Below are 21,299 nucleotides of genomic sequence, written 5' to 3'. Positions count from 1 at the left end.
TGGGTTGCCGATAGCAAGAGCATAGGGCGTGCCAAGTTTATAAATTATTGAATTAAAAGGTTTTATTGTTATCTCTGCGGTGCATTGCAGGCGAAAGTAACTAGATGTGTATGCGTTTTCGCAGCGGTTGAAGCCACAGTTACCCCTGTGGGCGCGAGCCGACTCCGGGCGGCGTTCCGACGAGAGCGGTGGGTCAGTCAGCATGGATATTGGATGTGATGGACTCTTCGCGGGCAGGCTCGCTCCCACAGAAACATGCCTGGTTGAAGAGGGGGGGGAGGGCTTCAGTCCCTTTGCAGTTTGCGAATCAACGTCCCGATATCAATACCCAAATGCTGCGCCGCCTTGCGCTTGCTGCCACACAGCTCCACGGCCTGGAGAATGACCTGGCGTTCGAATTGTTGAACCTGGAGCTTGAGGTTCTGTTGCGGATCGCCATTCTCCGCAACCGCCGCATTCAAGGGTTCCTGAGAGCGCATCGGCTTCAGCAGTTCGGCCGGCAAATGGTGTTCCTGGGCTTCATCATCGGCGAGGACCGCCAGGCGCTCGAAGATATTCACCAACTCGCGAACGTTCCCCGGAAAGTCATAGCTCATCAGGCGTTTGCGGCAGCCGGCCGACAGGCTCAGTGACGGCTCGCGGTCACCGTTGATGCGGCTCAGCAGAATGTCGATGAGAAACGGCAAGTCGTCCCGGTGCTGGCGCAGCGGCGGGATTTCCACCGGCAACACGGCGAGGCGGTAGTAAAGGTCGGCACGAAAGCCGCCGGTACTCACAAGGTGACGCAGGTCTTTATTGGTGGCGGCGATCACCTGCACCTGCACGGTTTTGCTCAAGGGCGAGCCGACCGACTGGATGGTGCTGTCTTCGAGAAACTTCAAAAGTTTGGCCTGGACATGCAGGGGGATCTCGCCGATTTCGTCCAGGAACAACGTCCCGCCGGAGGCCGCCTCGATATAGCCTTGCTTGCCGCCCTGCAAGGCACCGGTGAACGCACCGCGTTCGTAGCCGAACATCTCCGATTCGAACAGGCTCTCCGGAATGCTCCCGCAATTGACGTGAATGAACGGCCGATCACCCCAGCCGGCCGCCCGGTGAATATGCCGCGCGATGGCGGTCTTGCCGACGCCGGGCTCGCCCAAAAGCAACAACCGTGCGCGCCGACGAAAGGCACGCACGCCAGTATCGGCAATGCTCGACAGCTGCGGTGACAGGTGCAGCGCATTGTCCTGGGGATCGCGCAGGCCTTGCGGTTCCGCCGGCCGACTACCGAGCGAGGCTCGACGCTGTGGCTGGCTGCCGTCGAAGTCCTTCTGGGTCAACATGCGAAACGGTTTTTCGTAGGGGCCGGTGGGGATGGCGTGGGTGTTGCTCAGCAGGACCCGACCTTCCCGCGAGCGGGTCAGCGCGCTGTTGCCGCCACGGTTCAATGCGGCCAGCAAGTCGTCATAGTTCAAGGCCGAGCGCTGGAAAAAATCACTTTCGGACAAGCCCACGGCCTGTTGCTTGGACAGGCGGTTGACGCGCTCGGCGGCCAGATTGACAAAGCATATCCGGCCTTCGCCGTCCGTCACGATCAACGCTTCGCTGAAACTGTCGAGCAAGGCGTGCAGCGCCGGAGTTTCCAGCAGGGCGCCCAGCACTTCGCTACTGACGTTCACCGAAGAACGCATGCCCATCTGCAACGCAGGTGGCAGGGTGCTGTCTTTCATGGGTGCAACTCTTGGGCGCGGCGTACGCCCTGGCTTTGACGGAACACCGCAACTCGCCAGGCCACGCCTTCACGAATCAGGATCCGTGAGCAATGCACATTGAAGTGGCGTTCGCGTCCACCCAGGTCGGGCAGCGGCAGGCTGTGCCAGGTGCGTTCGGGAAGGGCATTGTCCAGCAGCAGGCGGGCGATGCCGGCACCGCGGGTGATGCCGAAGGTTTCTTCGAACGCGGCGTTACGCCATTGCGGTTGCAACTGTTCATCGATCACCAGCACCGCGTCGGGCACTGCGTCGAACACGCGGCGCAGGGCATCGATGCGCTGCTCGGCGTCGTGCTGCATGCGCAACTCCTGGCTGACATCGCGAATACTGCCCCACATCCGCAGCAACTGGCCGCTGACGATGGTTGCCCGCACGTCGTTTTCCACGTAGGCCGGCGAGCCGTCATGCCGGCGATCCACCGAGAGGGCGCAATCGACGCTGAAACCGGCCTCGATCAAACGCCGCACAAACTCTTCGTTGGCCGGGCTGCGTGGCCAGTACAGGCGCACCGGTTGCTGATTGAAGTCGACATCCGACGGCATCTCGTAGACCTCGGCCATGGCGCGGTTGCACAGGCGCCAGTGGGAGTCGTTTTCGAACACCTGGCGGACGATTTCATCCGGGGAGTTGTTGATGTCCACCGCCTCGACAAACTCTATGCACCAGTAGGCGACCTTGGCGCTCTGTAACATCTGGCTCATCACTTCGTTGGCGTTGTGCATTTCCCGCAGCCGATGGCCCAGCGCCCCAAGAGGGATTTTCAGCAGGTGCAGACGCGCCGGTTGCACCGCGCGCCATTCCAGCAATCCGCTGGCGACCACCTGCAACAGACCGCCATTGTGGCGTATCAGGGTCAATTCCAGGCTATGGACCTGTTCGTCGGCAGGTGGATTGGCGAACAGCGACCGCAGGATACGTACAGAGTCGACGCTGAAGACGCGCTCGATCGGCTGATTCAGCAGTTCTTCGGGTGCGTAACCCAATTGATCGCTCAGGCTGGCGGACAGGCTGAGCAGTTGCCCGCCGGCACTCAGGGTACTGGCAAGGGGCTGGGCTTTGGTGGCCAGCAGATTCAGGATATCCATCGAAGGGGCGGCTCGATTCTACTAATGGGTAATCTGGACACGGCATATCGCATGCCAACTCAAAAGCCTGCGAACAGCCAGCCAATGCAGGGATGGCTAACGGTCGCTGCTGCGATACTGCAGCGAAATGTGCATTTTTACAGCGCTTGAGTCGAGATTAATGCGCTTGCGTCACCGCCAGGCAGCAATCCGATGAGTGACACGGTCTGCGGCGAGGGAGTTCGCCACCGGTAATACCCGCCTTGACTGGCCTGATGTGGCGATAGCACTTTTTCCTTCCTGAGGCATTTGCCACAGAATGAAAACGGTCTAAAAATGCCGTTGCTCACGTCGGGGGCTTTGCTACTCTTGAACATGTAGGTGAAAACGCAGACTGATGCGCAAGCGGATAGCGAGGACGCGTGGGGCGCGCTCCGAAGGGTACACGGTTAGAAAGATCTCCGCGCTGAGATCCAGCCCTTATGCCGTGTGAAGCAGGACAGCGCATTGCTGTACCTGTGAGAGTCCTGATAAACCTCGTAAGCCAGAGACCAGCACTGGCCACCTACTAAAACCTCCCAGAGCCCGCCTTGTGCGGGCTTTTTAATGCCTGTTGAACATTGGATGCGGCTTTTTGCGGGAGCGAGCAGAGCTCGCTCCAGGTTTGGTGGTCAGATCAGGTTGATCGTCACATCGATGTTGCCACGGGTTGCTTTGGAGTACGGGCAGGTCTGGTGCGCGGTGTCCACCAGGGTGCGGGCCAGCACAGGGTCCACGCCCGGCAGGCTGACATTTAGGCGCGCCTGGAGGAAAAACGCGGTGTCGCTCCTGCCCAGGTCGATTTCGGTGGCGACGCTGACGTCAGCCGGCAAGCTCACCTTCAACGCCGCCGCGGCCTTGCCCATGGCACCGATGAAACATGCCGACCAGCCGGCACCGAGCAGTTGTTCCGGGTTGGTGCCGCTGTCGGAAGAGCCTATCGGGGAAAGCTTGACGTGCAGACGGCCATCGTCACTGCGGGACTCACCTTGGCGGCCGCCGGTGGTGACGGTCTTGCCGGTGTACAGCACCGTTTCGATTTGATTGATCATGGGGGCTCCTGAAGGATTTCGGCGTATAGGCCTTGATGTCGCTCGATTGATCGAAGAACACCTGAAGGGCGACCCGCGCACTCTTTCACCTTCATGTACGCCGTGTGTGTCTTGAACCGGCGGTTGTGTATCGCTGTGTAGCTTTGCCGGTCCGACATACACAGCGATACAAATCACCTGACTCCGTAGCGACACACAACAAACGCGTGGCTTTTGGCCGGCGCGCTCGCCGTGCGTCTTTTCGATCGTGGCGTTATTGCGCCTTGTGCACCGCCTGGATGATGACCTTGGCCACGTCCGAGGGGCGCGATTGCTGGGGCACGTGACTGGTTTCCAGTTCGGTCACTTGCGCGCCGATTTTCTTCGCGAATGCACGCTGCAGGTCGGGTTGGATCATGTGATCTTCCCGCGCTACGACGTACCACGACGGTTTGCCTTTCCAGGCCGCGACGCTGGTTTTGTCGTCAAAGGCCGACGCGCGGATCGGTCCCTGGGTGGCGGCCATGATGGCGGTCTGCTCGGTAGGGAGATCCTGGGCAAACCCTGTCGCCATGCCCTGTGGCGTCATGTAGAGAAAGCCGTTCTTGTCAGCGGCAATGTCCTTCACCCCCGACGGGGCCGGGTAGTCCTTGCCCAGGTCCTTGCTGGCCTGGCCCGCATCCGGCGCAAACGCGGCGACGTACACCAGGCCACGAACCTTCTTGTCGGTTCCCGCCTGACTGATTACCGTACCGCCCCAGGAGTGCCCGACCAGCACCACGTTGTTGTCCTGATTGTTCAAGACGCGCTGGGTTGCCGCCACGTCGTCGGCCAGCGAGGTCAACGGGTTCTGCACCACGGTGACCTTGATGCCTTCGGCCTGCAGCAACGGAACGACCTTGGCCCAGTCGGATCCATCGGCGAAGGCGCCGTGGACGATGACCACCGAGGGTTGCGTGGTGGTGGCATGGCTGGCGACGGTAAACAGCGAAGCGGTCATGGCGAGGGCGAGGGCAAGCGTCTTGGGTTTGAACATGATCGGAACTCCTGTGGTTGGTGAGGTCCAGTTTCAGCAATACCCGGATGTTCAGGTATCGGTCGTTTATCCGAGGCGAGCGATAAATTTTCAGCGATGGTAGGGAGAGCACCATGTCGGACCGTGACTGTATCGAGCTCGAAGGCGCCATTCTCGCGTTGTCCATGGTGGGCGACTTGAGCATGGGGCAGCCTTTCGACCAGTCACGTCGCACGGCGCGCCTGGCCGGGTGGTTGGCGCAAACGTGCAATGGTGCCGGCGATCATCAGGAGGTGGCGCGGCAGGTGGCGCTGCTGCGCTGGTCGGGGTGTACCGCCAACGCCGAGGGCTTCACGCGTCTGCTGGGCGATGATGTGGGCGGGCGCAACGCGATGCTCAGCCAGACCCTCAACGCTGCCGGCCAACGGGCGATGCGCAAGTCCACGCCCCTGGCGCAAATCCATTGCGAAGTGTCTGGCGACATCGCCCGCACGCTGGGCTTGAATGCCGCGGCCGAACACGGGTTGCGCCATGTATTCGAACAATACGATGGCGAAGGCAAGCCCCTTGGCCTGCGACACCCCGAGGTGCCGGAGGTGGTGTATCAGGTGCTGCTGGCCGGTGATCTGGAAATCCTGTCCCGGGTCCACGGTCTGGAGGCTGCGTTGGAGTGGATCGCGGCCCAGGGTGGTCGTCGCTATCCGGCCTCCCTGGCCAGCGAGCTTTCGCGTCATGCCGAAGACTGGCTGCAGCAGCTTCGCACGCCACAAGTGCCTTCATCTATTTCGCCGGAGTCAGGCGGGACGGTGTCGCTGACCCTGGTCGGCGATGTCATCGATCTCAAGTTGCCATGGCTGGCGGGTTACTCGCGGCGATCGTCGGAGCTGGCGCGGGAGGCCGCCCGGTTGTTGGGGCTGGCGCAGTCATCGGTCGATGCGTTGGGCCAGGCGGCGTTGATCCACGGTATCGGCCGGGCCGCGGTGCCCAACCGGATCTGGAACACGCCAGGCACGCTGCTTGAAGGCGATCTTGAGCAAGTGCGGCTCGTGCCTTATTGGACGTTGCGCGCCAGCAGCCAGGTGGCCGAACTGGTGGCGCCGGGGCAACTGGCTGCCCATGCTTACGAACGCCTCGACGGCAGCGGCTATTTTCGCAGCCTGAGCGGTGATGCCCTGCAAACCGAACATTGTCTGCTGGCGGCAGCCTTGGCCTGGCAGGCGCTGTGCTCCGATCGACCGTGGCGACCAGCCTTCAGTGCGCAAGCGGCGCAGCAGCTGTTGCTCGACGAGGCGACGCAGGGGCGTTTCGATACGCGCGCGTGTCAGGCGGTCATCGCCGCCGCCCGTGGCGAGACGAGCGTTGCGCCCGGCAAAGCGAACGGTGGCCCGCTGTCCGAGCGCGAGACGGAAATCCTGCGGCGCATCAGCCTGGGCGGCAGCAACAAAGAGGTGGCGCGCCAGCTTGGCATCAGCCCGAGCACGGTGCGCACCCATGTCGAGAGCGTGTTCCGCAAACTGCAATGCACCACTCGCGCGGCGGCAACGCTCAAGGCGCTGACGCTAGGGCTGATCTGAGTTTCAGAGGGGGATTTGCGGCGTCGACAGCACCTGGCGCAGCCCCATGAATGAGCGGATCTGCCGGACGCCCGGCAGGTACAGCAACTGCTCCGCATGCAGCCGGTTGAAACTCTGGCTGTCCTTGGTCCGCAGCAACATGAAGTAGTCGAATTCGCCGGTCACCACATGGCACTCCATGCAGCCGGAGACTTTTTGCGCGGCGGCCTCGAAGGCGGCAAACGATTCCGGCGTGGAGCGGTCCAGCACCACGCCGATCAACACCACCATTCCCGCATCCAGTGCTTCGGGGTCGAGCAGGGCGACAATGCCCCTGATCAGACCTGCCTGCTTGAGCCGCTCGACGCGCCGCAGACAAGCCGGTGGACTCAACTTCACCTTTTCCGCCAGTGCCACATTGGAGATCGACGCGTCGCGTTGCAGCGCCTTGAGGATGGCGCGGTCGATGCGGTCAAGCTGTGCAGGCTCCACGGCTTTGTCGTTTGATTTCTTATGGTTATTTGTTGCGTTCATGATTGTTTACACGCAATAAAGAGTTATTTGAATTTGTTCTGTGAAAATAATGCTTCTATTAATGGCCTGAACTTGCAACACATATTTTCAGGTTTTTTCTTAAGATTGATTCATCGAAGCCGCCGTGAAAGCGCTTGGATATCTCACTCTTTAAGGATTGGCGCCATGAACCTGAATCGTTTTAAACGTTATCCGTTGACCTTCGGTCCATCCCCCATCACCCCCTTGAAACGCCTCAGCGAACACCTGGGCGGCAAGGTGCAGCTGTATGCCAAGCGTGAAGACTGCAACAGTGGCCTGGCCTTTGGCGGGAACAAAACGCGCAAGCTCGAATACCTGATTCCCGAAGCCATCGATCAAGGCTGCGACACCCTGGTGTCCATCGGCGGCATCCAGTCGAACCAGACCCGTCAGGTGGCTGCGGTCGCCGCCCACCTGGGCATGAAGTGTGTGCTGGTGCAGGAAAACTGGGTGAATTATTCCGACGCCGTGTACGACCGCGTCGGCAACATCGAGATGTCGCGGATCATGGGCGCGGACGTGCGGCTTGACGCGGCAGGCTTTGACATCGGCATTCGGCCCAGCTGGGAGAAGGCCATGAGCGATGTGCGGGAGCGGGGCGGCAAACCGTTTCCGATTCCGGCGGGCTGTTCCGAGCATCCCTATGGCGGTCTAGGGTTCGTCGGTTTCGCCGAGGAAGTGCGGCAACAGGAAAAGGAGCTGGGCTTCAAATTCGACTACATCGTCGTCTGCTCGGTGACCGGCAGTACCCAGGCCGGGATGGTCGTCGGTTTCGCGGCGGACGGTCGCTCGAAAAACGTGATTGGTGTCGACGCGTCGGCCAAGCCGGAGCAGACCAAGGCACAAATCCTGCGCATCGCCCGGCATACCGCCGAGCTGGTGGAGCTGGGGCGTGAAATCACCGAAGAGGACGTGGTGCTCGATACGCGCTTTGCCTATCCCGAATATGGCTTGCCCAACGAAGGGACATTGGAAGCGATTCGACTGTGCGGACGCCTTGAAGGGGTGCTGACGGATCCGGTGTACGAGGGCAAGTCGATGCACGGGATGATTGAGATGGTGCGTCGTGGCGAATTCCCGGACGGCTCCAAAGTGCTTTACGCCCACCTGGGCGGGGTACCGGCGCTGAACGCCTACAGCTTCCTGTTTCGTAACGGTTGAGCATGGAACCCTGTAGGAGCGAGCTTGCTCGCGAAAAACGCCCGGACAACACGGGCATTCAGACAGCACGCGTCATCGTTCACGTCCATCGCGAGCGAGCTCGCTCCTACAAGGGGAGCACCACCATGCACGCAATTTCGCAGTCCGCAGTCTGGGTCAAAGAACCTTCGGTGGATGCCGGCGTCGTCATCGTGACCAGCGCCGCGTTGCCCAAATACATGATCGACAAGCTGCATGTGGCAATCGATGACTGGGACCAGGTGGCCTATCTGGTCATCAAGCACCCCGGGGAATTGATGCTCGACTGGCTGCACGCCGGGTCCGGCGCCACGGAGTCGAACCCGAACGCCAAGTGCGATGCCAGCCAACTGCTGCGTTGCGTCTCCAAGGAGAGTTTTTTGCTGGATGTCGAAGTCAGCCCGCTACCTGGCCTTACCTGGCTGGGATCGGTCTGCGGCCACAAGCTGCGTGTCTTCGAACCGGGAAAAGCCGCAACCTCCAGCGCGGCTATGGATCAACAAGTGGAGGCCATTTTATCGGTCACCCGGACGCTGGCTAAAAGCGTATTGCAGGAGCGCTGCTTCACTTAACGAAAGTCAACGCCCGTTCAATGGCTGAATCAATCATTCAAACAACAAAGGCAACGCCTATGAGCCAAACGGCCGACTGTCGCCATCAAACCCTGAAGTGGATGCGCGAGCCTTCCAGTGGTACGCGTATCGTGGTCATCGTGTCCGGACTCGATAGCGATCATATTGACTTGATGCATCATGGTTTCAGCTGTTTCGACAACATCGCGCTGATGCACGTCGATACGGCGAACGCCGGGCCTGACAAGCGTGTTGAAGGGCTCATCGATGCGGTAGATCAAGTCAAAAGCCTGGCCCGTACGAGCCCGCCGCCCCCTCTTGAAGCGCTTCCCGACCTGTGCAGGAGTTGCCCATGAACCCGTCCGATATTCATGCCCAATTGCCGGGTCAGTCAGCCGAAGATCTCCTGGAAATCGCCGAATGGCGCGATGCCTTGTTGTCTGTCATCGCCCATGGCGGCACGGCCCAGGCCAGGCAGATCCTCGACATGCTGGTGGCGGTGGCCAGCCGTTCAGACATCGGCTGGCGGCCAAGCCACGGCACGCCTTACGTCAACACCATCAGTGTCGAGCACCAGCCCGTGTTTCCAGGGGACCTGGCCATCGAAGAACGACTGGCCTCGATCATGCGCTGGAATGCCTTGGCCATGGTGGCCAGGGCCAATCATGCCTATGGCGAATTGGGCGGACACATCGCCAGCTATGCCAGCGCCGCGGATTTGTTCGAAGTGGGCTTCAACCACTTCTTCAAGGCTCGCACCGAAAACAGCGGCGGTGACCTGGTGTTCTATCAGCCGCACTCGGCGCCGGGCGTGTATGCCCGGGCGTTCCTCGAAGGACGCCTCGACGAGCAGGACCTGCAGCACTACCGCCAGGAAATCGGTGCACGCACGAACGGCGCACGGGGTTTGTCGAGTTACCCGCACCCTTGGTTGATGCCGGACTTCTGGCAGTTTCCGACCGGGTCCATGGGCATCGGTCCGATCAGCTCGATCTACCAGGCGCGCTTCATGCGTTATCTGGAGCACCGGGGCCTGCAGGACACCACGGGCAGGACCGTATGGGGCGTGTTCGGCGACGGTGAAATGGACGAGCCGGAAAGCATGTCGGCGCTGACCCTGGCCGCGCGGGAAGGCCTGGACAATCTGGTGTGGGTGGTCAACTGCAACCTGCAACGATTGGACGGGCCGGTGCGCGGCAACGGCCGGATCATCGACGAGTTGGAGGCACTGTTCGGCGGAGCCGGCTGGAACGTGATCAAACTGGTCTGGGGTTCCGATTGGGACGGCTTGTTTGCGCGGGATGCGGATGGCGCGCTGGTCAAGGCGCTGTCCAGCACCGTCGATGGTCAGTTCCAGACGTTCGCGGCGAAAGACGGACGCTTCAACCGCGAACAGTTCTTCGGCCAGAACGAGGCATTGGCGCACCTGGCCCAAGGCCTGACCGACGAGCAGATCGACCGCCTCAAGCGCGGTGGTCACGACGTGGTGAAGATCTTCGCCGCTTATCAGAGCGCACTGCTCGAAGGCCGCAAACCCACGGTGATCCTGGCGCAGACGAAGAAGGGCTTCGGCATGGGGGATGCGGGGCAGGGCCGGATGACCGTGCACCAGCAAAAGAAACTCGACAAGGATGCGTTGATCGCGTTCCGCAACCGATTCAACCTGCCATTGACCGATGAGCAGGCCGCCGACTTGAGTTTCTTCAAACCCGACGCAGACAGTGCCGAAATGCGCTATCTGCATGAGCGTCGCCGGGCATTGGGTGGGTACATGCCTGCACGGCCCACCGCTTGCGAACCGTTGGCCGTACCCGGCATCGACAGCTACGGCGCCTTTGCCATTAACGCTGAAGGCAAGGAAATGTCCACCACCATGGCCTTCGTGCGGATGCTCAGCGGCTTGCTGCGGGACAAACAGCTGGGGCCGCGCATCGTGCCGATCGTGGCGGACGAAGCGCGCACTTTCGGCATGGCCAGCCTGTTCAAGCAGATCGGCATCTACTCCAGCGTCGGCCAGCGCTATGAGCCGGAAGACATCGGCTCGATCCTGAGCTATCGGGAAGCCCTGGACGGGCAGATTCTGGAGGAGGGCATCAGCGAGGCGGGGGCGATCAGTTCCTGGGTGGCCGCCGCGACCAGTTACTCGGTGCATGGCCTGCCGATGTTGCCGTTCTACATCTACTACTCGATGTTCGGCTTCCAGCGCATCGGCGACCTGATTTGGGCGGCGGCGGATCAACGGGCCCGCGGCTTCCTGCTCGGCGCCACCGCAGGGCGCACGACGCTGGGCGGAGAAGGCCTGCAACATCAGGACGGCAACAGCCACCTGATGGCGTCGATGGTCCCCAATTGCCGCGCCTACGACCCTGCATTCGCCGGCGAATTCGCGGTGATTCTGGACCACGGCATGCGCCAGATGCTGGAACGTCAGGAGGACGAGTTCTACTACGTCACCCTGATGAACGAAAACTACCCGCAGCCCAACCTGCCTGAAGGTGTCGAACAGGCGATCATCAAGGGCATGTACCTGTTTGCCCGGCATGAATTCGAGGATGCCCGTGGCCGCGTGCAGTTGCTGGGTTCGGGCGCCATCCTGCGCGAAGTCATCGCCGCCGCCGAATTGCTGGCCAGCGACTGGAACATCGACAGCCAGGTGTGGAGTGTCACCAGCTTCACCGAGCTGGCGCGCGATGCCCGGGAAGTCGAGCGCTGGAACCGCCTTCATCCAGGCCAACCGGCACGCCGCAGCCATCTTCAGGCGTCGTTCAACGATCCGGCGCCGATCATTGCCTGCACCGACTACGTGCGCGCCTTGCCCCAGTTGATCGCCAGTTATCTCGATGCCCGTTACACGGTACTCGGCACTGACGGTTTCGGCCGCAGCGATACCCGCAACCGGCTGCGCACGTTCTTTGAAGTGGATCGCCATCAGATCGTCTTGAGCGCGCTGACGGCCCTGGTTCACGAGGGCCGACTCGATGCCGGTGCCTGTGCCGAGGCCATTGCCAGGTACGCCATCGAGGTTGACGGCGTGGCGCCCTGGGAAGCCTGACGCCGGGCTTCGGACCGAATCGAATTTTCAGAGAATGTTTATGAAGAATGTGCATGAAGTTCGTCTGCCCGACATCGGCGATGCCAGGGATGTGGGTGTCATAGAAATCCTGGTCAGGGCCGGCGATGCGGTGGTCGAAGGGCAGCCCCTGATCATCGTCGAGACCGACAAGGCGTCGATGGAAATTCCTTCGACCCACGGGGGGGTGTTGCAGTCATTGGCGGTCAAACTGGACGACAAAGTCAGCGAGGGCTCGCCGATTGCCAATATCGAAGTTGATCAGCCTGCGTCGCCGCCGGTGCAAGCGTCGGTTCAACCACCGTCAGTTGCCCAACCTGTTGTGATTCACGCGCAGCCTGCGCCTGTCGCTTCAGTGCAACCCATTGCCTCAAGGCCAGACTTGCCCCTGGCGTCGCCTTCGGTGCGCAAGTTTTCTCGAGAGCTGGGGGTTTCGCTGCAAAGCGTTCAAGGGACAGGGCGGCGTCAGCGCATCACCAAGGATGACGTCGCGGCTCATGTCAAAGGTGCGCTGAAGGCGGTGCCTCCCACGGTTTCACCCCTGGGTGATTGGCTGCCGTGGCCGGCGGTGGATTTTACCAAGTACGGGCCGGTGGAAAGCAGGCCGCTGTCGCGCATCAGGAAAATCAGCGGAGCCAACCTGCATCGCAATTGGGTGATGATTCCTCACGTCACCAACCACGACGACGCCGATATCACGCAGCTCGAACAATTCCGCCAGCAAGTGAACAAGGACAACGCCCATCTCGGGGTGAAAGTGACGTTGCTGGCGTTGCTGATGAAAGCCTGCGCGGCGGCGCTCAAGCAGTTTCCCGAGTTCAATGCCAGCCTCGACGGCGACGACCTGATCCTCAAAGGTTACGTCCACATCGGCTTCGCCGCCGACACGCCCCACGGGCTGGTGGTTCCAGTGATCCGGGATGTCGATCAAAAAGGCGTCCTGGCGATTGCCCGGGAAATGTCGGAACTGGCGGCCAAGGCCCGGGCGGACAAGTTGAGCGTTGCCGAGATGAGTGGCGGGTGCTTTTCGATTTCATCGCTGGGCGGTATCGGCGGGACGTACTTCACACCGATCATCAATGCACCGGAAGTGGCCATACTGGGCGTCGGTAAAAGTGTCGAAAGACTGGCACTGGATAGGGGCGAAGTGGTTGCGCGTAACATCCTGCCCTTGAGCCTGAGCTGGGATCACCGCGTCATCGATGGTGCGGCGGCGGGGCGGTTCAATGCCTACTTGACGGGGGTTCTGGGGGATTATCGGCGGTTGGTTTTGTAGTAGGGGGCGGATTGCGTTCAGCCGGAAGCGGCCGGTCGGAAAGGTTGAGACCGGCCCAAAAGCTGACGCTCGGCAATATCAATATCGTGGTCTGACCTCGATGACTAACCCCCATTCCGCTCCATCATCATCAAGTCGGCCAGCTCACGTTCGCGCCGGGTAACTTCCTCTTCCACCGCTCGCACTTCGCGCATGTAAGCCTCCACGGCAGGAGGCAGCGAGCGCTCTTTGAGAGAGATAAAACCGTAACGGCTGTACGACGCCTGATCGTGGAGCGGCAGCAGTACGATTTCACCCGCCAGCAACTCTCGTTCAAAGGCTGACAAAGTGCCGACTGCCAGTGCATTGCTGTTCGCCACGAATTGAACGATCTGCATGGGGACGTCAATTTCAATCGCAGGCACGAAATCGCCAGTCACCGTGTCATAGGCGCCGGCGCAGCCTGGCGTTGCGGGCAGCGGAAGGCCGGCCAGGCGGGAAGGAATACGCGACGCCACCCAAGGATAATCGAGTGTTTGCGACCGCTTCAGAGAGCGTTGCGAAAGCAGCGGATGGTCGGGTCGGCAAAAAAGTCGCCCCTGATGTTCACCCAGTAGCTCGCAATTGAATTCTTCACCGCCTTGCAAGGCGCTGATTTCAGCGATCCCCAAATCAACTGCACCGCTGGCGACCTGGTGCGCAACATCCCGCCACCCGGCGACATGGGCCGTCACCTTGAGGCGCGGATATCGGGCATGCAACCGGGCAATGGCGCGATAGCCGCTGATGACACTGGGGTACGGCCCCAATGCCACTTTGAGTGTGCCGATGTCGCCAACGGCCAGCAGGGCGATGTCCCGCCGAAGGTCTTCTTCGGCCATCAATAAACGCTGGCTTTTTCCCTGCAGCACTTGACCAAACGCCGTCAGGGACACGCCGTCGGTGCGTCGGTCGAACAGAGTAACGCCGAGCTCCTGCTCAAGTAGCTGAATACTTTTACTTAGCGCCGGTTGCGAAACGCCCAACGCTTTGGCTGCCTGACCAAAATGTGCATGTTCAATCAGTGCCAGAAACTGGCGTAAGCGGCGTGGGGTCATGCCATAACCTTTATGTTATCGAAATCGAATAAAACGGAATTTTTCGTAATCAAATGAATATGCTATTCCTTGCCGGGCGGGTCAAGACGAGCAAGAACAAGCCCGTGCCATCAACGGCATCGACACTCCTGGCGAAGGAACACTTCATGAATAACAAGACCCTCGGTTGCGCTCTGGCCATCGCACTGTCTACGGGCTTCAGCCCCACCCTTTTTGCTACTCAGACAACTGCCGTGCCGGCCGCGATCGAGCATTTCGATAACAAAGGAAAATCGCCGTCGACGTACACCATTGAATTTCAGAAAGGTGTGCGCGAAACGCTTCCTTTTGCAGACAAGCGCGATTTTGAAGAAGCCAAAAAAGGCTTCATCGCAGCACCGCCCTACAACAAGATCATGGCCGAAGCGGGGAACGTCGCCTGGAATATGGGCAGCTACAACTTCCTGCTGGACGGCAAAGACTTCGACACGGTCAATCCTTCGTTGCAGCGCCAGGCTTTGCTCAACATGGCCTATGGTTTGTACGAGGTGGTGCCGGACAGGATTTATCAGATACGCGGCTTTGACCTGGCCAATATCACGTTCATCAAGGGCGATACCGGCTGGATAGTTTTCGACACCCTCACCTCAAAGGAAACCGCCAGGGCGGCGCTGGAATTCATCAATGAAAAGCTGGGCAAGCGCCCGGTGGTGGCCGTGGTGATTTCTCACTCCCACGCGGACCACTTTGGCGGTGTCCGTGGCGTCATCGAGGAAGCGGACGTGCGCAGCGGCAAGGTCGCGCTGATCGCCCCCGTGGGCTTCATGGAACATGCGGTGGCTGAAAACGTTTACGCCGGCAATGCCATGACCCGACGCGCGTTCTTTCAATACGGCCTGCTGTTGCCGCGCAGTCCCTACGGTCATGTCGACATGGCAATCGGAAAAAACGCCGCCGCCGGCAACATGGGCCTGATTGCACCTAATCGATACATCGAAAAGGATTTCGAAAGCCTGACCATCGACGGGGTGCAAATGGAGTTCCAGAACACGCCTGGCACCGAAGCACCGTCGGAAATGAATACCTGGTTCCCGCAATTCAAGGCGTTCTGGGCTGCCGAGAACATCACCGGCACCATTCACAACATCTACACCCTGCGCGGTGCTTTGGTTCGTGATCCGCTGGTGTGGTCAAAGAACATCAACAACGCCCTGTATCGCTACGGCCAGCAGGCTGATGTGATGCTCGCCGCGCACAATTGGCCGCGCTGGGGCAATGAGCGGATTCAACAAGTGATGCGCGCGCAACGTGATGCCTATGCCAACCTGAACAATGCCGTCCTGCATGCGGCGAACCAGGGCGTCACGATCAACGAGATCCAGAATGTCTACAAGTTGCCCGAGAGCCTGAAGAACAACTGGGCGACGCATAGCTATCACGGCTCGGAAGAACACAACAGCCGCGCGGTGATCAACCGATACCTGGGTTATTGGGATGCCAACCCGGCCACGCTGATGCCGCTGTCACCGAAGGATTCGGCACCGCTGTACGTCGAAATGATGGGCGGCGCGGCAAAGATCATGGCCAAGGGCAAAGCCTTGTTCGATCAGGGCAAATACCGCGAAGCTTATGAAATTCTCAATAAGCTGGTGTATGCCGAACCGCAAAACAGCCAGGCCAAGGACCTGCTGGCGGATGTCTATGAGCAGGTGGGCTATCAGAAGGAAAGTGCCGGCGTACGCAACAGCTTCCTTGCCGCGGCCTATGAATTGCGCCACGGCATGCCTAAGGGGATGCCGCCCAAATCCGGCGGGCCCGACATTGTCCGCGCCATGAGCACAGAGTTGTGGCTTGAGTATCTCGGCATCTCCCTGGACGGCAGCAAGGTTGCGGACTTGCATTTCGTCCTGAACCTCAAGACGCCGGACAATGGTGAACAATTCGTGGTGGAGCTGAGCAATTCAACACTGACCAGCCTCAAGGGCCAGCAGGCAAAAAATGCCGATCTGACCCTCACCCTTGATCGCTCGGCGCTTGAAGGCGTGATGGCGAAGCAGACCAGCCTCGACCAGCTCGTCGCGCAAGGCAAGGCGACCTTTGAAGGCGATCGCAAACCGTTCGCCCGGCTGATGGCCGCCATGACCCCGTTTACCCCGGACTTTGAATTACTGCCGGGTACGAAGCAGTAACTTCGATTGCGCGGTTAATTCTGGCGCAACTGCATCGGACTGATTCCCAGGCGCTGCCGGAAGGTGGTCGCCATGTGCGCCTGGGAGTTGAAGCCGCAGGCGTGGGCGATTTGTGCCAGGGTGGCTGTCGAATCGCGCATCAGGGCACGGGCCTTGGCGAGGCGGCGGTCGATCAGGTAACTGTGCGGGCTTTTGCCCGTTGCGTGTTTGAACGCGCGCATGAAATAGCCTTCGGACAATCCCAGCAATCCTGCCATTGCCGGTATACCCAGCGGGCCGTCGAGGCCCGCGTCGATGAACTCGTCGAGCAGGCGCATCCGGCTACCGGTGATCGAGCCCTGGGGCACCACCGGCCGGCTTTCATTGCCCGTCGCCCGTTCAGCCAATGCCAGTGCCCAGGCCTCCCAATCGTCCTCCACCGAGGCCTGCAACAGCGCGGCGCGCATGCGCAACGCGAGGGCAACGGCCTGTGGATCAATGCGATTGTTGAAGGCGCGATCCCCTGTCAACGGCGCGCCGTCGGTGCGCACGACCCGCAGGTATTCACCACCCTTGGCTGATTCGGATAGCACGTCGCAGCCAGCGGGAACGAATGCCAGGCCGTTGGGCAGGGCGTCGAAAGGCTGCACTCGATCGCTGCCGATGGCGTGCAGGCCTCGCTGGCTGTCGAAGGCAAAGCCGATCGCCGCCTGGCTCGCGACATAGCGGGTAGCGTAGGCGGCGCCGGGCAGCAATTCGATCGCCCAGGGGCCTGCCTCGATGCGACGGACCGGTTCAGAGGGGAGTGGGGGCAGCAGGCGGTTTCGATGGCTCATGCACACCATAGTAGTGAAGAGAGTACACAAAAGTCAGGTCAGTTTTTTGAAAGCCGGGGTGATGCGCTCCTGTCTAGACTGGGCAAAACCTCAGGGGGATGACCCATGCACACACTGACCCGCGACGATATCGAACAAGCTGCCCGCCACGTTTATCAGGTGATGCCTGCCACCGCCCAATACCCTTGGCCCTTGCTGGCCGAGCGGCTGGGTTGCACGGTGTGGGTCAAGCACGAAAATCACACGCCTACAGGTGCTTTCAAGGTGCGCGGCGGCATTACCTTCATGCACTGGCTCAAACGCTCGCATCCAGAGGCGAAGGGCATAGTCACCGCTACCCGTGGCAATCATGGCCAGAGCCTGGCACTGGCCGCCAGCGCGCTGGGGTTGCGAGCGTTGATAGTGGTGCCGCAGGGAAATTCGGTAGAAAAGAACAATGCCATGCGCGGCTTTGGCGGCGAGGTGGTGGAATATGGCCGCGATTTCGATGAGGCCCGCGAAGAGGCCGCGCGACTGGCGCAAGTACATGGGCTCTATCTGGTGCCGCCGTTCCACACCGAGCTGGTCAAGGGTGTGGCCACCTATGCGCTCGAGTTGTTCACGGCGGCACCGGATCTGCACACCGTCTACGTGCCCATTGGTTGTGGTTCGGGGATTTGCGCAGTGATCGCTGCCCGCGATGCCTTGGGTCTGAATACCGAGGTAGTGGGGGTGGTTTCCACTGAAGCCGAGGCGGCGAAGCTGTCATTTGAGGCTGGAGCCCTATGCGAAACCGCCTCGGCGAATACCTTTGCCGACGGCCTGGCCGTGCGCAAGCCGATTCCCGAAGCGTTTGCCATCTACGGGGCGGCTGCGGCGCGGATTGTATCGGTCAGCGAAGAGCAAATTGCCGAGGCCATGCGCGTCTATTACACCGATACCCACAACCTCGCTGAAGGCGCCGGCGCGGCGGCCCTGGCAGCGCTGATTCAGGAGCGTGAAACCATGGCCGGTCGAACGGTGGGTGTGATCCTGTCCGGCGGGAATATCGACCGATCAGTGTATGCGACAGTGATTGCGTGAATGTTTGAGGCTGTACAAGCCCTCAGAGCAGGCTCCACGACACCCCGACATACACCCCAAGACCCTCGCCCGGCGTGGAGCGTGCCGCATCCAGCCCTTTGTCGTCGTAGCCCGGCGTGACGGTGGCGGCGTAGTGCTTGTTCGTCAGGTTGCGCATGTCCAGCCAGGTCTGCCAGTCGCCCTTGGGCGCGTTGTAGCCCAGGGTTGCACCGAACAGCGCGTAGGGATCGGCGTAATAGCTGTTGGCGTAATCCACAGCCACCTTGGACACTAACTGCGTGTTGAGCGCGGCGAAAAAGCCCTGGGGCCAGTCGTAACGCAGTTCGCCCTGGTAGTAGTGCATCGGCAGGCCCGGCAGGCGGTTGTCGCCGAAACGGTCGTCGTCGCGGTAGTGGAAGTCACTGAAGGTATAGCTCTGGCGCAGGCTCAATTGGCCGCCATCGTCCCGCGACCAGAGGTTGCTCTGCAGGCTGGCTTCCACGCCCTGGTGCACGGTAGGGCTGGCGTTGAGTTCATAGGGGGTGGTGGTGTTGGCATCCGGCAGTACCGACAGCAGTTCGTGGCGCACTTGGGCGTAGTACCAGGAAAGGCTCCACTGGCCCACCACGCTATCGCCGCGTCCACCCAGTTCCAGTGTGGTTGCTGTCTGGTTTTGCAGTTCGATCGGATCACGCTGCGTACCGGTGGCAGGACCGCTGCCGGCCGGGAACCGCTGATTGGCGCTATAGATCAGCGACCACGGGTGTGGCCCTTCGACCGAACGGCTGAGATTGCCGAACAGTTGCAGATCAGGCGTCACCTGATAGCGCAGGCCCAGGCGTGGCGCGTAGTCCCAGTCGTTGAGGCTGGTCTTGCCACCGCCCTCGGGGTAAGTCACAGCGCTTTCACGGCGGGTGTAAATGGCGGCCAGGCCGGTGGTCAGCCACAGGTCCTCGGCGATCTCCAGGTCATTGCCCGCATGCAGGACCGTGTCTGAACCCTGGTAGGTGAAGTTGCGCATGGGCGTGCCCGGCGCGTAACCGGCAGTGTTGCCGCTGGGGATTCGCACCCGTTCGCTGGCGCCGGCATTGGGCAGGTGCTTGGTCACGCGCAAACCCAGGGTGCTTTGGCTTTCCAGGCCCCAGAGGGTGTCGCGGCGCTTGTAGTCGAAGGTGCCGCTGACATCGGTGTACGCCACCTTCAGGCGGTTGGGACCCTCGCGCAAATCCATCGGATAGTCGTGGTAGACAAGGCCGGTCTGGATGCTCGAATCGTCATCGAGATAGAACGTTGTCTTGTTGCCGATAAAGGTGCTGCCCGGTTGGTCACGGCTGTCATCGCGCGCGACATAGGTGGGGTTGGCCGCCCGTGGGTCGTGCTCGATGGAGTGCTTGGTCACCCGTCCGGCGAGGTCGTTGTCAGTCTGGCGGTGGCGCAGGTAGAAGCGTGTTTCCAGGTTCGGGTTGAAGCGATAGCCGAAATTGGCGATGACGCCCTGACTCTCACTGGCCGTGTGGTCCTGGTAGCCATCGGAACGTGCGTCGGTCGTGGCCACGTAGTAATCGAAGTCGCCCAGCACCTGCCCGGAACTGACCTGGCGCTGCTGATAACCATGGCTGCCCATCGCGTAGCGCACTTGCAACTTGGGTGCGTCGTAGCCGGTGTGACTGACGTAATCGATGGCCCCGCCCAGGGCCAGTGCGCCACGGTCGAAACCGTTGGCGCCGCGCAGCACTTCCACGTGGTCGAGCCACAATGGTTCCAGCAATTCATAGGGTGTACCGCCAGGTCCGGTGAGTGGCAGGCCATCAAGCATCGTGTACAGCCCCGAAGCGTGGGCGCCCGGGGCACGGTTGATCCCCGATCCACGGATCGAAATCTTCACCCCTTCGTTGCCTGCAGACTGGGCATAAATCCCCGGCTGATAAGCCAGCACATCCTGGTTACTCGCTACCCGACCCTGCAGGGTACGGCGCATGTCCACCACATTGGTGCCACCGGGCACCTGGGCCAGCCGGGCCTTGGCGTCCTCGACCGACACGTCTTCGCCACTGCCGTCCTCAGCCCCAATCAGTACTTGTCCAAGCTCCAGGCCCTGGGCCTCGGCCATGGCCGGACAGACAAGGGCCAGGCCCAGCAAAGCAGCGGGCAGGGAATTGGGCGAGGGCATTGAGAGAACTCCAGACGTACAGGAACGGGCAGTGAAGAACTGCGACGTATGGAGGAACGAAGGAAACACATGGGGATTTTGTTTTTTTGGCCAGGTAAACGGTTATAGGTGGGGCGGTTGAGGTGCCAAGGGCTGATTGCCTGCGAATTGCTGCAGGGGTTCTGAAAAAACAGCCTGTGTCATTCGGCGATTGCGGCATAGCAAATAGCCATTGTACTGACTGAGGAAGTGGGAGAGTATTTGCCCACCTTGTCGATTTTACGCGTTGGGGTTGTACAGCAAAGCCTGGCACGAAGCCGGGCCTTTTTATGTGAGGCAAGGAAGATGCGAACGCTCCTTTTTGTTGGAATGATGCTTACTCCACTCGCATTCGCGGACGCTTATCCGCCATCTCACGACTGTAACCAGCCAGATACTCCATACGAGTTTGACGACCAGTATCAGCGAGATCAATTTGAGTCTGATACTGAAGAGTACAAGCGCTGCATAAGCGATTTCGTTGACGAACAACAGGATGCGATCCGAAAGCATAAGTCTGCGGCAGACGAGGCTATCGAGGAGTGGAATTCGTTTGCAAGATCAACTTGAAATCGCAAGACGAAAATATGAAACCCGGCCATCGTGCCGGGTTTTTACGTAGAGGTGATATGCAAACGGCTGACCAGCCAGTGGTGCTTTCAAGTCAAGAGCGATTGGCCCCATCAGATTGGAAAGGCGGTGCATCAGGCGTCAGGGTGAAACAGGTGTAACCCTATTTCAGGACTGGACAGTAGCCAAAACGCTGGAGAACAGGGCCTGGACTTTTTATCCAGCGCAGAAGGCACAGTTCCAGTCGGCTTGATCACCCGCTTCTCTTTATTTCCCAAAGGAATCATTGAGTTACTAAATGGTCATACCCACGGTTAAACGCTGTTCGAAAGA

Annotated in this window: 16 protein-coding genes; 8 read left to right on the top strand and 8 right to left on the bottom strand. The window is 60.4% G+C overall.

What is annotated here, in order from left to right:
• Window positions 1-284: 284 nt before the first annotated feature.
• The 4 genes from FFS64_RS09450 to FFS64_RS09435 all read right to left on the bottom strand — a co-directional run bounded on the left by FFS64_RS09450 (window position 285) and on the right by FFS64_RS09435 (window position 4,924).
• Entirely contained in the window at window positions 285-1,712 is a 1,428-nt protein-coding gene (locus FFS64_RS09450) for a sigma-54-dependent Fis family transcriptional regulator (protein WP_137805143.1), read from the bottom strand.
• A complete protein-coding gene (locus FFS64_RS09445; protein WP_137805142.1) occupies window positions 1,709-2,839 on the bottom strand; it encodes a PAS domain-containing protein in 1,131 nt (376 codons plus the stop codon). The genes FFS64_RS09450 and FFS64_RS09445 overlap by 4 nt, the downstream gene beginning before the upstream one ends.
• Before the next feature lie 650 nt (window positions 2,840-3,489).
• Window positions 3,490-3,909 (bottom strand): organic hydroperoxide resistance protein, encoded by a 420-nt coding sequence (locus FFS64_RS09440; RefSeq protein WP_137805141.1) that lies wholly within the window; start codon window positions 3,907-3,909, stop codon window positions 3,490-3,492.
• A 253-nt stretch (window positions 3,910-4,162) separates the two neighbouring features.
• On the bottom strand, window positions 4,163-4,924 hold the full coding sequence (locus tag FFS64_RS09435; RefSeq protein ID WP_137805140.1) for an alpha/beta hydrolase: 762 nt from the start codon (window positions 4,922-4,924) through the stop codon (window positions 4,163-4,165).
• Window positions 4,925-5,037: 113 nt separating this feature from the next.
• Between FFS64_RS09435 and FFS64_RS09430 the strand changes: the two genes are divergently transcribed.
• Window positions 5,038-6,477: an HD domain-containing phosphohydrolase gene (locus tag FFS64_RS09430; RefSeq protein ID WP_137805139.1), complete on the top strand. Its 1,440-nt coding sequence runs from the start codon at window positions 5,038-5,040 to the stop codon at window positions 6,475-6,477.
• A 3-nt stretch (window positions 6,478-6,480) separates the two neighbouring features.
• Here FFS64_RS09430 and FFS64_RS09425 read toward each other — a convergent pair whose 3' ends face one another.
• A complete protein-coding gene (locus tag FFS64_RS09425; RefSeq protein ID WP_137805138.1) occupies window positions 6,481-6,990 on the bottom strand; it encodes an Lrp/AsnC family transcriptional regulator in 510 nt (169 codons plus the stop codon).
• Between the two features lie 165 nt (window positions 6,991-7,155).
• Here FFS64_RS09425 and FFS64_RS09420 point away from each other — a divergent pair, with 165 nt between their 5' ends.
• From FFS64_RS09420 to FFS64_RS09400, 5 genes are all read left to right on the top strand, one after another.
• Entirely contained in the window at window positions 7,156-8,172 is a 1,017-nt protein-coding gene (locus tag FFS64_RS09420; protein ID WP_095195256.1) for a 1-aminocyclopropane-1-carboxylate deaminase, read from the top strand.
• Between the two features lie 125 nt (window positions 8,173-8,297).
• Window positions 8,298-8,762: a transketolase gene (locus tag FFS64_RS09415; RefSeq protein WP_137805137.1), complete on the top strand. Its 465-nt coding sequence runs from the start codon at window positions 8,298-8,300 to the stop codon at window positions 8,760-8,762.
• A gap of 59 nt (window positions 8,763-8,821) precedes the next feature.
• Window positions 8,822-9,118, top strand: a complete 297-nt coding sequence (locus FFS64_RS09410) for a hypothetical protein (protein WP_137805136.1) — start codon at window positions 8,822-8,824, stop codon at window positions 9,116-9,118.
• On the top strand, window positions 9,115-11,814 hold the full coding sequence (mdeB, locus tag FFS64_RS09405; protein ID WP_137805135.1) for an alpha-ketoglutarate dehydrogenase: 2,700 nt from the start codon (window positions 9,115-9,117) through the stop codon (window positions 11,812-11,814). The genes FFS64_RS09410 and mdeB overlap by 4 nt, the downstream gene beginning before the upstream one ends.
• 40 nt (window positions 11,815-11,854) lie before the next feature.
• Complete coding sequence (locus FFS64_RS09400) at window positions 11,855-13,108, top strand: dihydrolipoyllysine-residue acetyltransferase (protein WP_137805134.1); 1,254 nt, start codon at window positions 11,855-11,857, stop codon at window positions 13,106-13,108.
• A gap of 104 nt (window positions 13,109-13,212) precedes the next feature.
• Here the strand turns inward: FFS64_RS09400 and FFS64_RS09395 are convergent, their stop codons facing one another.
• Window positions 13,213-14,184: a LysR family transcriptional regulator gene (locus FFS64_RS09395; protein ID WP_137805133.1), complete on the bottom strand. Its 972-nt coding sequence runs from the start codon at window positions 14,182-14,184 to the stop codon at window positions 13,213-13,215.
• Between the two features lie 146 nt (window positions 14,185-14,330).
• Between FFS64_RS09395 and FFS64_RS09390 the strand changes: the two genes are divergently transcribed.
• Window positions 14,331-16,352 (top strand): alkyl/aryl-sulfatase, encoded by a 2,022-nt coding sequence (locus FFS64_RS09390; RefSeq protein ID WP_137805132.1) that lies wholly within the window; start codon window positions 14,331-14,333, stop codon window positions 16,350-16,352.
• Window positions 16,353-16,366: 14 nt separating this feature from the next.
• Here FFS64_RS09390 and FFS64_RS09385 read toward each other — a convergent pair whose 3' ends face one another.
• Complete coding sequence (locus FFS64_RS09385) at window positions 16,367-17,176, bottom strand: helix-turn-helix transcriptional regulator (protein WP_137805292.1); 810 nt, start codon at window positions 17,174-17,176, stop codon at window positions 16,367-16,369.
• A 96-nt stretch (window positions 17,177-17,272) separates the two neighbouring features.
• Here FFS64_RS09385 and FFS64_RS09380 point away from each other — a divergent pair, with 96 nt between their 5' ends.
• Complete coding sequence (locus FFS64_RS09380) at window positions 17,273-18,229, top strand: threonine dehydratase (RefSeq protein WP_137805131.1); 957 nt, start codon at window positions 17,273-17,275, stop codon at window positions 18,227-18,229.
• 22 nt (window positions 18,230-18,251) lie between these two features.
• On the opposite strand, the gene FFS64_RS09375 is transcribed toward FFS64_RS09380, so the two are convergent.
• Window positions 18,252-20,378 carry a TonB-dependent receptor domain-containing protein gene (locus FFS64_RS09375; RefSeq protein ID WP_137805130.1) on the bottom strand — a complete coding sequence of 709 codons (2,127 nt, stop codon included), beginning with the start codon at window positions 20,376-20,378 and terminating at the stop codon, window positions 18,252-18,254.
• Between the last annotated feature and the right edge of the window lie 921 nt (window positions 20,379-21,299).

It is taken from the genome of Pseudomonas sp. G(2018) (assembly GCF_005502415.1).
Classification (GTDB): Bacteria; Pseudomonadota; Gammaproteobacteria; order Pseudomonadales; family Pseudomonadaceae; genus Aquipseudomonas.
The sequence above is the reverse complement of the archived record's forward strand: the minus strand, read 5'-3'. Positions and strand labels throughout refer to the sequence as shown.